The organism is Lysobacter capsici, assembly GCF_018732085.1.
Lineage (GTDB): Bacteria > Pseudomonadota > Gammaproteobacteria > Xanthomonadales > Xanthomonadaceae > Lysobacter > Lysobacter capsici_A.
In genome coordinates, this window is the sequence record NZ_CP076103.1 from 4,936,340 (window position 1) to 4,951,100 (window position 14,761).

A 14,761-nucleotide genomic window follows, 5' to 3' on the forward strand; every position below is an offset into this window, starting at 1 on the left:
GCCGCCAAGTTCGCGGGGAAACCGCTTTGACGACTCCCGATTCCCGACTCCCGATTCCCGATGAGGGCGACGCCAACGGCGACGACCTGATCATCCGCATCCGCGGCCTGGTCAATCACTTCGGCGATCAAGTCGTCCACGACGGGCTCGACCTGGACGTGAAGCGCGGCGAGATCATCGGCGTGGTCGGCGGCTCGGGCACCGGCAAGTCGGTGATGATGCGGTCGATCCTGGGCCTGCGTAAGCCCAACGCCGGCGAGATCGAAGTGCTCGGCATCGACGCGCGCAATCCCGATCCGCGCATGCGCCGCGAGATCGAACGCAACACCGGCGTGCTGTTCCAGGACGGCGCCTTGTTCTCGTCGTTGACCGTCGGCGAGAACGTGCAGGTGCCGCTCAAGGAGTACCACGGCGACCTGCCCGATTCGCTGCGCTACGAACTGGCATTGCTCAAGGTCAAGCTGTCGGGCCTGCCGGCCGATGCGATCAACAAGCTGCCCTCGCAGTTGTCCGGCGGCATGCGCAAGCGCGCCGGCCTGGCGCGCGCGCTGGCGCTGGACCCGCCGCTGCTGTTCCTCGACGAGCCTACCGCCGGCCTCGACCCGATCGGCGCGGCCGCGTTCGACCGCTTGATCCGCACCCTGCAGCAGGCGCTGGGCCTGACCGTGTTCCTGATCACCCACGACCTGGACACGCTGTACGCGATCTGCGATCGCATCGCGGTGCTCGCCGACAAGAAAGTCATCGCCTGCGCGTCGATCGAGGAGGTCGAGAAACTCGATCATCCGTGGGTGCAGGAATACTTCCACGGCCCGCGCGCGCGCGCCGCGCAAGTCGCGCGCGACAAGAACGTGGCGGGCCACGCGGCCGCACCGCCCGATGCGCCGGCGCGATGAACGCCGTGTTCGCCCATCCCGATGCGCTGTGGAGCGTGTCGATCTGGGCGGTGCTGTGCCTGGCCGCGGCGCTGTTGTGGTGGCCCAAAGCGCGTTCGGCGGTGTACCTGCTGCTCGGCGCGGTCGCCGTCGCGGGATTGATCCGCGGCCTGTTCGATCCGCCGGCGCTGCTGTCGTTCGCCCTGCTCGGCCTGGCCGCCTGGCTGGTGTTGCCGGCGCGGCCCAAGGGCGCGCGCATCGCCGGCCATGGCCTGTTCGTGCTGGTCGCGTTCGCGCTGGGGCTGCATCTGATGCCCGGCTTCAACAATCCGCAACTGATCAGCGAGCTGCGGCTGACGCCCGACGCGGCGCCGATGTCGCTGTACCTGAATTTCGACAAGCCGCTGGCCGGGTTCTGGCTGCTGCTGTGCTGGCCGCTGCTGCGTCGTTTTGGCGAGGGCGCGCAGCCAGTCGCGGCCTCGCTGGCCGCCGGACTGATCGGCGCGATTCTCGTCGCGGTTGTGTGCCTGAGTCTGGCCCTGGCGCTGAACGCGGTCGCATGGGCACCGAAATGGCCGGCGTTCGGCGCGCTGTGGGCGCTCAACAATCTGCTGCTGGTGGCGCTGACCGAAGAAGCGATGTTCCGCGGCTATCTGCAACAAGCCTTGCAGCAGCGCTGGAGCGAGGTCCGGCACGGCCCGGTCTACGCGACCTTCGTGGCCGCGCTCGCATTCGGCCTGGTGCATGCCGGCGGCGGCTGGCGCTGGGTATTGATGGCCACCCTGGCCGGATTGGTCTACGGCTGGGCCTATCGCAAGGGCGGCCTGCTCGGCGCGGTGCTCGCCCATTTCGGCCTCAACCTGATTCATTTCACCGCGTTTACCTACCCCATGCTGGCATGATGCCGGCTGCCGCTTTAGCGCTCGAAGGTGCCTGATGGAAACCAAGGCCAATTACGTCCTCATCGGTGCGTTCACGATCATCGTGACGCTGTTCCTGCTGCTGTTCGCGCTGTGGGCGGCCAAGTACTCCTCGGAGAAGAGCTGGCGCGAATACGCGGTGATCTTCAACGAGCCGGTCACCGGCCTGACCGAAGGCAGCACCGTGCAGTACAACGGCATCGGCGTGGGCACCGTGCAGCAGCTGAGCCTGGCGCCGGACGACCCGCGCCGCGTCATCGCCAAACTGCGCCTGCAGGCCGACGCGCCGATCAAGACCGACACCCGCGCCAAGCTGTCGCTCACCGGCATCACCGGCAGCCCGATCATCCAGCTCACCGGCGGCAGCCCCAACAGCCCGGCGCTGGCCGACGCCGAGCGCAGCAGCGACATCCCGATCATCCAGACCGAAGCCTCGGCGCTGCAGAACATCGCCGACACCGCCAACCGCCTGGTCGCGCGCCTGGATCAGGTGCTCAGCGACGACAACGTCAAGCACGTGTCCAACACCCTGGCCAACATCGAATCGCTGACCAGTTCGATCGCCGATCAGCGCGGCGACCTGCGCGAGTTGATCGCCAACGCGAAGAAGTCCAGCGAACAGCTCAGCCAGACCCTGGCCACCACCAACAAGGCGGTGGAGACGGTCGACCGCGAACTCGCCGGCAAGCTGCCGGGCATCATCAACAAGCTCGACAGCACCCTGACCAAGCTCGACTCGGCCGCCACCGGCGCCAACGGCATCCTCAACGACAACCGCGCCGCGATCGGCAGCTTCGCCAACGACGGCCTGGCCCAGCTCGGCCCGACCTTGAGCGAACTACGTTCGCTGGTGCGCGATCTGCGCAGGATCAGCGACCGCCTGGACAGCAACCCGACGCGGTATCTGCTGGGACGCGATGCGACCAAGGAGTTCGAGCCTAAATGAAGCGGGTTATCGACTTATCGGTGGGCGCGGCTCACGGCAATAGCCACGACATGGTTATCGGCATGATGGATATGAACCAGAATCTGGATGGTGGGCTTTTGGCTGGGGGCGGTTTCGCTTCTCAGAATTCCGCTCGCTTACGTAACTTCGGGTGGCTATCCGCCGCCCTGCTGGCCGCGCTGGCGCTGAGCGGCTGCTCGTCGATCCTCGGCGAAAAACCCAAGGCGCCGACCGTGCAGTACGCGCCCGATCCGCGCGTGCCGGCCGACCCGAGCTGGCCGAGCGCGAGCTGGCAGTTGTCGCTGAGCGCGCCCAACGCCGCGCGCATGATCGACAGCCTGCGCATCGCGGTGCGTCCGAGCGGCAACGAGATCCAGGTGTACAAGGGCGCGGCCTGGGCCAAGCTGCCCAGCAGCATGATCGAGGATTCGCTGCTGCGCACGCTCGAGGACTCCGGCAAGATCGCCGCGGTCGCGCGCCAGGGCAGCGGCATCGGCGCGGACTACAAGCTCGTGCTCGACCTGCGCCGGTTCGAATCCGACTACGGCCAGGGCGCGGCATTGCCGTCGGCGACGATCGAGATCAATGCCAAGCTGATGCATAACGCGGACCAGAAGGTCGTCGCCTCGCGCACCTTCCTGCAGGCGCAGCCGGCCGCGACCACCGCGGTGCCGGACGTGGTCAACGCGTTCGGACGCGCGCTGGAAACGATCACCGGCGAGATCGCCGGATGGACGTTGACCTCGGGCGACGTGCACGAGAAGACGCACAAGCGCTGAGTGCATGTGGGCGCGCGCATGAACAATCCCCGTGCGCCCTGCCCCGTCGACACCACGACTACGGCGTCGCGCGCTTCAAGACCTGCATGACAGGTTAGCGACAGCGTTGTATTAGCTTGACCGACAACACAAGCGGCCCCGCGCCGCGCTCCTAGACTGCGCGCCCAACCCCTTGGCGCGCCTGAAGGAGGCTGCATGACCGTCCCGTTCCCGCAACGCCGCCGCGCATCGGCGCGACGCACCCTGCTCGCCCTCGCACTGGGCGCCGAACTGATCGCCTGCATCGGCCTGGCCCAGGCCACGCCGCCGGGCACGATCGACTACGAAACCGTCGACGCCACGCCGCTGCGCGCGATCGGCCGCGACATCGTCGCGCCCGATGCAAATACCGCGCTGCTGTTCGGCGCGCGGCTGTCGAGCCCCACTCCGACGACCTACGAGCAGATCGTCTTCGCCGTGCGCGATGCCAACGACGCCAATTTCGACCTGGGCCACCAAAGCGCTTACCGCGTGGACGCGAGCGTGCGCGAACTCACCGCCAGCGCCACGTTCCCGCCGGGTCAGTACCGGTACTGGTTGTCGTATTACCTCAACGGCCAATGGACCAGTCTCGCGCCGGAACGCAGTTTCAGCGTCGACGCCGCGCCGACCGGCGACCCGGCCTCGACGCGGCCGCTCGGCGCGGGCAGCAACTGGGTCTACACCTTCGGCGACGAGTTCGACGGCGCCGCGGTGGATTGGAACAAGTGGGCCGACACCTCCTCGGCCGAATCCGACAACGGCCGCGGCAACCCCGGCAATCAACAGCTGGAATGGAATCAGGGCAAGAACTGCGCGGTCGCCGCGGGCGTGCTGACCCTGACCGCCAAGCGCGAACGCGTGCGTTCGCCGTCGGGCCGCAGCTACGACTGGACCTCGTGCCTGTTGTCCTCGCACAAGCGCTACAACTTCCGGTACGGCTTCATCGAAGCGCGCATGAAACTGCCGGCGGCGGCCGGTTTCTGGCCCGCGTTCTGGACCTTCCAGGCACCCGGGGCGCAGCAGTGGAACGAAACCGATGTGTTCGAGTACTACTCCGACAACAAGAGCCGGCTGTACTTGAACCAGTACGTCATCAACAACGGCGCCGAGCAATTGGACAGCTACATCCTCACCATCGGCTTCGATCCCAGCGCCGGTTATCACGTGTACGGCGCCGACATCGCGCCCGACGCGACGCGGTTTTACGTCGACGGCAAACTGGTGCGCACCACCGCCAACGTCAGCCAGATCGACAGCTCGATCCTGGTCGATCATTTCGTCTACGCGGGAAAACCGCCTGCCGCGAGCACGCAGTCGGCGATCACGCAGGTGGATTACATTCGGGCGTGGAAGCGGCCTTGAGTCGGATTCGCTGGCAGTAGCGGAAGTTCGTTTTGCGGGACGTTTCAGGCCCGATGCCTGTGCATTCAGTTCGATGAGTTCGACGCGACGTGAGCGAACAGCGTCGGGGCTGAAGCCCTCCCACAAAAGACCTCGTTGCATCGCAATCTTTTGTGGGAGGGGTTTCAACCCCGACTGCGAAATACAGGTGTCGGCGCAAGTCCGATCAAGCTGGAAAACTCGGGCATCTGCGATGAGTTCGGCGCGATCCGAGCGAACAGCGTCGGGGCTGAAGCCCCTCCCACAAAAGACTTCGTTGCATCGCAATCTTTTGTGGGAGGGCTATTAATCCCGAGTGCTCGTGCGCTCTCAGCTCGTCATTCCCGCGAAGGCGGGAATCCAGAGACTTCAGAGTCATTCCTCGGTGAAGCCCTGGATTCCCGCCTTCGCGGGAATGACGGACTGGAAGATTCGGGTGCGTCGGCTTAAGAAGTGCAACCGCCCCCTTTACCGCCGCCCGATCACCCGAAACGTCAGGTTGATCCGCTCCCCCACCGGCTTGGCCGTGCGCGGCAGGGCATGCCGGTAATTGGCCTGGGTCGGCCCCGACATCAGCAGCACACTGCCGTGGCTAAGCGCCAGTTCGCCCTTGAGGCCCTCGCGGCGGCGATGCTTGAAGGTGAAGCGCCGGGTCGCGCCCAGGCTCAACGAGGCGATCAACGGCGTCCGCCCGAGTTCGGGCTCGTCGTCGCTGTGCCAGCCCATCGCATCGCGGCCGTCGCGGTAGCGATTGGCCAGCACGCTGTTGAACGCCGCGCCCAGTTCCTCGGCCAGCCGCTGCCGCACCGGGCGCAGCGCCGGCGGCCACGGATGCGGCTGGAAGTCGGCGCCCGAATAGCGGTAATGCGCGTCCGCGTCGCCGATCCAGCTGCTCAGCCGCGGCGAATCGTGCTCGCGCCCGAACAGGCGGATGCGATGCACCTCCCACGGCACCTGCTGCAACAAGGCCGCATACAGCGCGTCGGCGGCCTCGCGGTCCAGCCAATGCGGGTCGTAGGCCAGCTCGGCGTCTTCCAGCGGCAGTCGGGTCCAGGGCATGGGCGAGGACGCTAGCACGCGTCCGGCGCGCGCCGCGATCCGATTCCTGCGCCGGCCGCGGGGGCCGTCGACGGCGCGGGATCCGGCCGAACCCCGGCCGCCGACGGCCCACTTCCGGCACAAAACACCGGCCGCGGTCCGTTTAAAACAGTTCAATCGTTCACCGTGCCGGCGTTTGAAATGGCGCCGCCCGCGCAAACCCGCGACAATGACCGGATTGCACGCACGAGTACCGCCAGCATGAGCGAACAGCCGATCGATACGGTCCAGCCGTCCGACACGCCAGCCATCGAGATCGAACGCGACGTCATGGAATACGACGTCGTCACCGTCGGCGCGGGTCCGGCCGGCCTGTCGTTCGCGATTCGGCTCAAGCAGCTCAATCCGGAGATCTCGGTCTGCGTGATCGAGAAGTCCAGCACCATCGGCGCCCACATCCTGTCCGGCGCGGTGATCGAGACCGGCCCGCTCGACGCGTTGTTGTCCCACGCCCCCCCCCCCACCCCCCCCCCCCCCCCCCCCCCCCCCCCCCCCCACCCCCCCCCCCCCCCCCCCCCGGTGGGGTGACACACACACACCGACCCCCACACGCGTGTTGCCGAACTGGCGCGACAACCCGCCGCCGATCTGCGTGCCGGCCACCGACGACGAGTTCTGGCTGCTGACCAAGACCGGCGGGCGCAAGCTGCCGGTGCCGCCGGGCATGAACAACCACGGCAACGTGATCGTCAGCCTCGGCGCGATGTGCGCGTGGCTGGCGCCGCAGGCCGAGGCGCTGGGCGTGGAGATCTACCCGGGCTTCGCCGCCGCCGAAACCCTGCACGACCCCGACGGCCGCGTCGTCGGCGTGCGCATCGGCGACATGGGCATCTCCAAGGACGGCACCCCGAAGGACGGCTTCACCGCCGGCATCGACATCCGCGCCAAGGTCACCGTGTTCGCCGAAGGCGCGCGCGGGCATCTGACCAAGCGCCTGATCAAGCGTTTCAAGCTCGACGCCGACAGCGACCCGCAGGGGTATTCGATCGGCATCAAGGAGCTGTGGCAGGTGCCCGAGGACCGCGTCAGCCCCGGCAAGATCGTCCACAGCTTCGGCTGGCCGGCCGACAGCCACACCTACGGCGGCAGCTTCCTGTATCACCTGGACAAGGGCCGCATCGCCCTGGGCTACGTCAGCGGCCTGGATTACCGCGACCCGGACTACAAGCCGTGGGAGGCCTTCCAGCAATGGAAGAACCACCCGATGGTCAAGCCGCTGCTGGAAGGCGGCAACCTGGTCTCGGCCGGCGCGCGCGCGATCGTCACCGGCGGTTACCAGTCGCTGCCCAAGGTCGAAATGCCCGGCGCGCTGCTGATCGGCGACACCGCCGGCCTGCTCAACGTGCCCAAGGTCAAGGGCACCCACCAGGCGATCCGCAGCGGCATGCTCGCCGCCGAGCACCTGGTCGCGGCCGAACTCGCGGCGGAAGGCTTCGACGCCAAGCTGCGCGCGTCGGACGCGATGGCCGAACTCAAGAAGGTCCGCAACATCAAGCCCGCGTTCAAGAAGGGCCTATGGTTCGGCATGCTCAACGCCGCCTGGGAAACCGTCACCGGCGGGCTGTCGCCGTGGACCTTGAAGAACAAGCCGGACTGGTCCTCGCTGCAGAAACTCGGCGAGGCCGAAAAGCCCAAGCGCGATTACCTCGACCGCACCCTGGCGCCGCGCGATCGCCTGGCCTCGGTGTACTTCGCCGCGACCGAGCACGACGAAGACCAGCCGGTGCATCTCAAGGTCGCCGACACCAACATCTGCATCACCCAGTGCGCCGAGGAATACGGCAACCCCTGCACCCGTTTCTGCCCGGCCGGCGTGTACGAGATCGTCGAGGAAGAAGGCGCCAAGCGCCTGCAGATCAACTCGGCCAACTGCGTCCACTGCAAGACCTGCGACATCAAGGACCCGTACGAGATCATCAACTGGGTCACCCCGGAAGGCGGCGCGGGGCCGAATTACCAGAATCTGTAAGCTGCATCCGCCCGTTCGCGAAAAGGCCGCCCGGAAGGCGGCCTTTTTGTTTCGCTGCATTTGAACCTGCGCGGCGCGAAAGCAGTCGCATGCGGCCCGGCTTCGGTGGCCTGCGAACTCGGGTCGTATTCCGGCGAAAAACGAAAAGCCGCCTTTCGGCGGCTTTTCGGGACTCGGCGAACGCTCGCTCAGTTGCGCGTGAACGGCACGCCGGTCTTTTCGCGCAGCTCATCCTCGCTGACGCCCGGCGCGGTTTCGACCAGCACCAGCCCCTGCTCGGTCACGTCCATCACCGCCAGTTCGGTGATGATGCGATTGACCACGCCCAGGCCGGTCAGCGGCAAGGTGCATTCGGGCAGGATCTTGTGTTCGCCGTTCTTGGCGCTGTGCTCCATCAGCACGACCACGCGCTTGACCCCGGCGACCAGGTCCATCGCGCCGCCCATGCCCTTGACCATCTTGCCGGGCACCATCCAGTTGGCCAGGTCGCCCTTGTCGGTGACCTGCATGGCGCCGAGGATCGCCAGGTCGATATGCCCGCCGCGGATCATCGCGAAGCTGTCGTGGCTGCCGAAGTAGCTGGCGCCCGAACGCGCGGTCACGGTCTGCTTGCCGGCGTTGATCAGGTCAGCGTCGACTTCGTCCTCGGTCGGGAACGGACCGATGCCGAGCAGGCCGTTTTCGGACTGCAGCCACACGTCGATGCCGTCGGGAATGAAATTGGCCACCAGGGTCGGCAGGCCGATACCGAGGTTCACGTAAGCGCCGTCGGTGAGTTCCTGCGCGGCGCGTTGCGCCATTTCGTCGCGGGTCCAAGGCATGAGAGTGGTTCCTTTGATTTGAAAGTGGCCGCCAAGGCAACCACGAGAACGAGAGTCGGCAACAACGAGGGATCTGACTTCAGCAAGGCGATGGGGAGCGCAGCAACGAACGTTTCGACTTCAGCGCGGCGACAACCACCGCAAGCAAGAGATCAAAACGATCAAGCCCCCACCCCGCCCCACTTACCCAGCCCGCACCGTCCGCTGCTCGATGCGCTTCTCCGGCGTGGCATTGACCACGATGCGGTCGACATAGATGCCCGGCAGATGCACGTGATCGGGATCGATCGCGCCGACCTCGACCAGTTCCTCGACTTCGACCACGCAGGTCTTGCCGGCCATCGCGCAGGCCGGATTGAAATTGCGCGCGGTCTTGCGGAACACCAGGTTGCCGGCGGTGTCGGCCTTCCACGCCTTGACCAGCGACACGTCGGCCTTGAGCGCGGTCTCCATCACGTAATGATGGCCGTCGAACTCGCGCGTCTCCTTGCCCTCGGCCACGACCGTGCCGTAACCGGTGCGGGTGAAGAACGCCGGGATGCCGGCGCCGCCGGCGCGCAGGCGCTCGGCCAGGGTGCCTTGCGGGTTGAACTCGAGTTCGAGCTCGCCCGACAGGAACTGGCGCTCGAATTCCTTGTTCTCGCCCACGTAGGACGAAATCATTTTCTTGATCTGGCGCGTTTCCAGCAGCAGGCCCAGGCCGAAACCGTCGACGCCGGCGTTGTTGGAGATCGCCGTCAGGCCCTTGACGCCGCTGTCGCGCAGCGCGCCGATCAGGGCCTCGGGAATGCCGCACAGGCCGAAACCGCCGACGGCCAGGGTCTGCCCGTCCGCCACCACGCCTTGCAACGCGTCTTTCGCACTGGGGTACAGCTTGCTCTTCGCGGCGCCGGTGGGCGTCGCGGCGATGGCCTGGGCCATGGGACAACTCCTTTTCGGGATGCGCGCAGTTTAGCCTGCGGCCGGCCCGGGACGTAGCGGACTTTCGGGCAATACCGCGACAATGCCTTGATTGTGTGCCGACGCTAGACTGTCACCATGAGTTCAATCGCCCTGGTCACCGCCATCGCCGCCGCCGGACAGGATGACGACCTGTCGCCGCTGCTCGCCGCCTGCACCGCGCACGGCCTGCGCGCCGAAATCCGCGCCTGGGACGACCCCAGCGTGGCCTGGACGCGATACGACGCCGTATTGCTGCGCTCGCCCTGGGACTACACCGAGCGCCTCGACGAATTCCTGGCCTGGTGCGAACGCGTCGACGCCGCCAGCCGCCTGCTCAACCCCTGGCCGGTATTGCGCTGGAATACCGACAAACATTACCTGGCCGACCTGGCCGCGCGCGGCGTGCCGGTGGTGCCGACCGCCTCACGCCTTGCAACGCGTCTTTCGCACTGGGGTACAGCTTGCTCTTCGCGGCGCCGGTGGGCGTCGCGGCGATGGCCTGGGCCATGGGACAACTCCTTTTCGGGATGCGCGCAGTTTAGCCTGCGGCCGGCCCGGGACGTAGCGGACTTTCGGGCAATACCGCGACAATGCCTTGATTGTGTGCCGACGCTAGACTGTCACCATGAGTTCAATCGCCCTGGTCACCGCCATCGCCGCCGCCGGACAGGATGACGACCTGTCGCCGCTGCTCGCCGCCTGCACCGCGCACGGCCTGCGCGCCGAAATCCGCGCCTGGGACGACCCCAGCGTGGCCTGGACGCGATACGACGCCGTATTGCTGCGCTCGCCCTGGGACTACACCGAGCGCCTCGACGAATTCCTGGCCTGGTGCGAACGCGTCGACGCCGCCAGCCGCCTGCTCAACCCCTGGCCGGTATTGCGCTGGAATACCGACAAACATTACCTGGCCGACCTGGCCGCGCGCGGCGTGCCGGTGGTGCCGACCGCCTTCGTCGAACCGGACATGGACGCGATGCCGGCGCTGCAGGAGTTCCTGCTCGCCTATCCGCAGGCCGAGGAGTTCGTGGTCAAGCCGGCGGTGAGCGCGGGTTCGCGCGACACCCTGCGTTACGCGCGGGTGCAGGAGTTCGCCGCCGCCAACCACATCGCGCGCCTGCTCGACGAAGGCCGCAGCGCGATGCTGCAGCCGTACCTGGCCTCGGTCGATCGCGACGGCGAAACCGCGCTGATCCATTTCAACGGCGTGTTCAGCCATGCGATCCGCAAGGGCGCGATGCTGCAGCGCGAGGATGCGTTGAACCTGCGCGCGATCGAGCGCATCAACCCGCGCGAAGCCGGCGACGACGAACGCACCGTCGCCCTGCATGCGTTGACCGCGATGACCGCGCGGCTGGATCTGGAAGAACCGTTGCCGTATGCGCGGGTGGATCTGATCCGCGATGGCGATGGCCGGCCGCAATTGCTGGAGCTGGAGTTGTGCGAGCCTTCGCTGTTTTTCGAGCATGCGCCGGGCAGTGCGGATCGGTTTGCGCAGGTGTTGGTGGAACTGTTGGCGGTTGACGCTTCGGATTGAGTCGCGCGCGCATGGGGCGGCGTGGGCTTCGGATCGAACAGCGTCGGGGCTCAAGCCCCTCCCACAAAAGACCTCGCGATCGCGAAGCTTGTTTTGGCCATACGTCGGTTGCGCTGCCATGAAGCAGGTCGCAGCAAGAGCTTCGACGCTCACCCCATGGAGTCCGTTGCGGCAAGAACTCCGCTCCGGTGCCACAAAGTCCGTTGCATCAAGAACTTCACCTGCGATGCCACGAGGTCTGTTACAGCAACAGTCTCAGCTGCGATCCCACGAAGTCTTTTGTGGGAGGGGCTTGAGCCCCGACGCCTTTCGATCCGCAGCGACGACGGCACAAAAAAAAACCGGCCCATGGCCGGTCTTTTTGATTGTCGCGCGCATCACGACACGAACAACTTACGAACGCCCGTACACATCTTCCAGCCGAACGATATCGTCCTCGCCCAGGTAACTGCCCGACTGCACTTCGATCAACTCGACCGGTTCGCTGCCGTTGTTGCGCAGCCGATGCACGCTGCCCAGCGGGATATAGGTGCTCTGGTTTTCGTGCAGATCGAACACCTTGTCGTCGCAGGTCACCTCGGCCACGCCGGACACCACGATCCAGTGCTCGGCGCGCTTGTGGTGCTTTTGCAGGCTCAGCACGCCACCGGGCTTGACCACGATGCGCTTGACCTGGAAACGATCGCCCATGTCGATCGAATCGTAATTGCCCCACGGCCGATAGACCTTGCGGTGGAACAGATGCTCCTGACGGCCGGCCTGCTTGAGCTTGTCGACGATCATCTTGACGTCCTGCACGCGATCCTTGCGTGCGACCAGGGTCGCATCGGGCGTGTCGATGATCACCAGATCCTCCACGCCGATCGTCGCGATCATGCGCCGATCGGACGCGCGCACCAGGCTGCCGCGGGTGTCGACCGAGATCACGTCGCCTTCGTAGCGGTTGTCGTCGTCGTCGCGCTCGGCCACCGCCCACAGCGACGACCACGAGCCGATATCGCTCCATCCGCAGCTGACCGGCACCACCGCGGCGCGATCGGTTTTCTCCATCACCGCATAGTCGATCGAATCGTTCGGGCTGGCGGCGAAGGCGTCCTTGCCCAGACGGATGAAGTCCAGGTCGGTGCTGGCCTGCGCATACGCGGCGCGCGCGGATTCGAGGATCTTCGGCGCCAGTTGCCCCAGTTCGTCGAGGTAACGCTGGGCCTTGAACAGGAACATGCCCGAGTTCCAGGCGTAGGTGCCGGCGGCAAGGTAACCTTCCGCGGTGGCCAGATCGGGCTTCTCGACGAAGCGGCCGACCTTGTAGCCGCCGTCGCCCAGGGCGGCGCCGCGGTCGATGTAGCCATAGCCGGTTTCCGGATAGTCCGGATGGATGCCGAAGGTCACCAGCCAATCCTGATCGGCCAGCACCGCCGCGCGCGCGACCGCGTCGCGGAAGGCTTCGACGTCTTCGATCAGATGGTCGGCCGGCAGCACCAGCATGGTCGCGTCGGGTTCGCTCGCGACCAGATGCAACGCCGCCAGCGCGATCGCCGGCGCGGTGTTGCGCGCGACCGGTTCGAGCAGAATCGCGCCGTTGGCCACGCCGATGGCCTGCAACTGCTCGCCGACCATGAAACGGTGGTCGTCGGCGCAGACCGTGACCGGCGCCCCGGTATCGGGTAGCGCGCTGGCGCGCAGAATGGTTTCCTGGAACAGCGAGTGGTCGCCGATCAGCGAAAGGAACTGCTTGGGCTGATTCTGACGCGAGAGCGGCCACAAGCGTGAACCACTGCCGCCACTGAGAACGACGGGATGAAGCATCCTGGCTCCAGATATCGGAACGGAAAAGGGACGCAAGGATAGCCGAAGGCCCGTGCGGCCAGCTTCACGGCACTTAACCGGCGTTATCCGCCGCGAGACCGATAAAATACGCCCACCCGGCGCCCCGCACGCCCTCCAAGGACGGAAGCCATGACCCTCGCCCCACCGCTGCAGCTGAACGTCGGCGACGACGACCGGATCGAAGCCAGTCCTTTCGGCGCCCACGCTCTGTCCTGGCGCTGTCAGGGCCGCGAGCGCCTGTACCTGAGTCCGCGCGCCAGCTTCGGCGAAGGCAAGGCGATCCGCGGCGGCGTTCCGGTGGTCTTTCCGCAGTTCGGCGAACGCGGCGGCGGACCGCGCCACGGGTTCGCCCGCATCTCGGCCTGGGAACCGCTGGATGGCCTGGGCTCGAGCGCGCCGCGCCTGGCCTTCCGCCTGCGCGATAACGAACACACCCGCCTGCATTGGCCGCACCGCTTCGAAGCCGAACTGGCCCTGGAGCCGAGCGACAACCGGCTGCGCATCGCCCTCACCGTGCGCAATCTCGATGACGCCGCGTTCGAATTCACCGCCGCGCTGCACACCTACCTGCGCGTGGCCGACATCGCCGGCACCTTGGTGCATGGGCTGGAGGATCGTCCGTACTTCGATTCCGCGCGCGACGGCAAGCACGTCGAAGCGACCGATGCGCCGGTGCGCTTCGAGGGCGAGGTCGATCGCATTTATCCCGGTACACGCCGAGTCCTGCGGGTGACCGACGGTGAGCAGATGCTGCGCGTGGAAAGCGAGGGTTTCGCCGATACCGTGGTGTGGAATCCCGGCGCCGAACTGGCCGCCGGCCTGGCCGACCTGGGCCCGGGCGAACACCGCCATTTCGTCTGCGTGGAAGCGGCGCGGATTCTCGAACCGGTCCGCCTGGAACCGGGCACCGGCTGGACCGGCGCGCAACACCTGATCGTCGGAGAGACGCTGCGCTGACGAGCCGCGCCTTGCGGTTCGCGCGTATCTGGCTGTCAACCGCAGCGGTAGTTCACTTCGCTGACGCTGTTGCGGAACGGATCGGTCAGATCGTCGGAATACTCGCCCATCAGCAGGCGCTGCTTGGGCAGCAGATTGCCGCGGAAAAACCGGCTGAAACGGGCCAGGTTGTGGCCGCGCCCGGTCAGGCGCACGCAGCGTTCGTCGATCACGATCGTGCCCGACTGCAGTTGCTCGGTCAGGCGCACGTCGACCAGTCGGTGTTCGATCATGTATTCCTTGGCCAGCACGTCGTGCAGATGATCGGCATGGATGCCGCCGCCGCGTTGCTGGATCTTTTCCAGGATATAGAACGACAGCGAACGGTCGATCACGGTCGGAACCGAGATCGCGAAGGCGTAGCCGCCGAGCATCCACATGCAGATCAACTGCACTTTCTCGAAGCGGTTGAAGTCGCGAAAGGCCTTGAGCAGGAACACCCCGATCCCGACCACGGCCGCGGCGATGCCGGCATCCAGGATCGCGCTGTACAACACCACGTTGACCTTGCCGTAGCGCACATGCAGGGCATACACCCCCAGCAGCACGAGCACGAATGCGAACGTGGCCAACAATGCCTTGAGATATTTCATGCGCGCAGCCTCTCCATCGCCATCCAAGCCTGAATCGGTTCGACCATCATCGGTTTG

At 66.3% G+C, this 14,761-nt stretch carries 14 protein-coding genes and 2 pseudogenes; 11 read left to right on the plus strand and 5 right to left on the minus strand.

Translation table 11 applies throughout. From position 1 onward, the window contains the following. Positions 1-26 precede the first annotated feature (26 nt). The 6 genes from KME82_RS20545 (at position 27) to KME82_RS27225 (ending at position 5,371) form a co-directional block, all read left to right on the plus strand. Positions 27-896: an ABC transporter ATP-binding protein gene (locus KME82_RS20545; RefSeq protein ID WP_215495653.1), complete on the plus strand. Its 870-nt coding sequence runs from the start codon at positions 27-29 to the stop codon at positions 894-896. Continuing rightward, on the plus strand, positions 893-1,777 hold the full coding sequence (locus tag KME82_RS20550) for a CPBP family intramembrane glutamic endopeptidase (protein WP_215495654.1): 885 nt from the start codon (positions 893-895) through the stop codon (positions 1,775-1,777). Before KME82_RS20545 ends, KME82_RS20550 begins: the two co-directional genes overlap by 4 nt. 34 nt (positions 1,778-1,811) lie before the next feature. Further along, positions 1,812-2,741: an MlaD family protein gene (locus KME82_RS20555; protein ID WP_215495655.1), complete on the plus strand. Its 930-nt coding sequence runs from the start codon at positions 1,812-1,814 to the stop codon at positions 2,739-2,741. Positions 2,742-2,812: 71 nt separating this feature from the next. Then, positions 2,813-3,520 carry an ABC-type transport auxiliary lipoprotein family protein gene (locus tag KME82_RS20560; RefSeq protein WP_215495656.1) on the plus strand — a complete coding sequence of 236 codons (708 nt, stop codon included), beginning with the start codon at positions 2,813-2,815 and terminating at the stop codon, positions 3,518-3,520. A gap of 195 nt (positions 3,521-3,715) precedes the next feature. Further along, positions 3,716-4,903 carry a glycoside hydrolase family 16 protein gene (locus tag KME82_RS20565; protein WP_215495657.1) on the plus strand — a complete coding sequence of 396 codons (1,188 nt, stop codon included), beginning with the start codon at positions 3,716-3,718 and terminating at the stop codon, positions 4,901-4,903. Positions 4,904-5,053: 150 nt separating this feature from the next. Continuing rightward, entirely contained in the window at positions 5,054-5,371 is a 318-nt protein-coding gene (locus KME82_RS27225) for a DUF6053 domain-containing protein (protein WP_430538859.1), read from the plus strand. An 18-nt stretch (positions 5,372-5,389) separates the two neighbouring features. On the opposite strand, the gene KME82_RS20570 is transcribed toward KME82_RS27225, so the two are convergent. After that, positions 5,390-5,980: an alpha-ketoglutarate-dependent dioxygenase AlkB family protein gene (locus KME82_RS20570; RefSeq protein WP_215495658.1), complete on the minus strand. Its 591-nt coding sequence runs from the start codon at positions 5,978-5,980 to the stop codon at positions 5,390-5,392. A 240-nt stretch (positions 5,981-6,220) separates the two neighbouring features. On the opposite strand from KME82_RS20570, the pseudogene KME82_RS20575 reads away from it, so the two are divergent. Together KME82_RS20575 and KME82_RS20580 are read left to right on the plus strand one after the other, a co-directional pair. Beyond that, positions 6,221-6,460, plus strand: a pseudogene (locus KME82_RS20575) (NAD(P)/FAD-dependent oxidoreductase); the annotation flags it as partial. Between the two features lie 115 nt (positions 6,461-6,575). Next, positions 6,576-7,988: pseudogene (locus KME82_RS20580) on the plus strand (electron transfer flavoprotein-ubiquinone oxidoreductase); the annotation flags it as partial. 188 nt (positions 7,989-8,176) lie between these two features. On the opposite strand, the gene KME82_RS20585 reads toward KME82_RS20580, so the two are convergent. Then, positions 8,177-8,809 (minus strand): CoA transferase subunit B, encoded by a 633-nt coding sequence (locus KME82_RS20585; protein ID WP_215495660.1) that lies wholly within the window; start codon positions 8,807-8,809, stop codon positions 8,177-8,179. A 183-nt stretch (positions 8,810-8,992) separates the two neighbouring features. After that, positions 8,993-9,730: a CoA transferase subunit A gene (locus tag KME82_RS20590; RefSeq protein WP_215495661.1), complete on the minus strand. Its 738-nt coding sequence runs from the start codon at positions 9,728-9,730 to the stop codon at positions 8,993-8,995. 117 nt (positions 9,731-9,847) lie between these two features. Here KME82_RS20590 and KME82_RS20595 point away from each other — a divergent pair, with 117 nt between their 5' ends. Continuing rightward, complete coding sequence (locus KME82_RS20595) at positions 9,848-10,426, plus strand: hypothetical protein (protein ID WP_215495662.1); 579 nt, start codon at positions 9,848-9,850, stop codon at positions 10,424-10,426. After that, on the plus strand, positions 10,377-11,288 hold the full coding sequence (locus KME82_RS20600) for an ATP-grasp domain-containing protein (protein WP_215495663.1): 912 nt from the start codon (positions 10,377-10,379) through the stop codon (positions 11,286-11,288). The genes KME82_RS20595 and KME82_RS20600 overlap by 50 nt, the downstream gene beginning before the upstream one ends. A gap of 393 nt (positions 11,289-11,681) precedes the next feature. Here the strand turns inward: KME82_RS20600 and KME82_RS20605 are convergent, their stop codons facing one another. After that, positions 11,682-13,094, minus strand: a complete 1,413-nt coding sequence (locus tag KME82_RS20605; protein WP_215495664.1) for a mannose-1-phosphate guanylyltransferase/mannose-6-phosphate isomerase — start codon at positions 13,092-13,094, stop codon at positions 11,682-11,684. Positions 13,095-13,244: 150 nt separating this feature from the next. On the opposite strand from KME82_RS20605, the gene KME82_RS20610 reads away from it, so the two are divergent. Then, positions 13,245-14,072: a D-hexose-6-phosphate mutarotase gene (locus KME82_RS20610; RefSeq protein WP_215495665.1), complete on the plus strand. Its 828-nt coding sequence runs from the start codon at positions 13,245-13,247 to the stop codon at positions 14,070-14,072. 35 nt (positions 14,073-14,107) lie between these two features. Here KME82_RS20610 and KME82_RS20615 read toward each other — a convergent pair whose 3' ends face one another. After that, positions 14,108-14,704, minus strand: a complete 597-nt coding sequence (locus KME82_RS20615) for a hypothetical protein (RefSeq protein WP_215495666.1) — start codon at positions 14,702-14,704, stop codon at positions 14,108-14,110. Positions 14,705-14,761 lie beyond the last annotated feature (57 nt).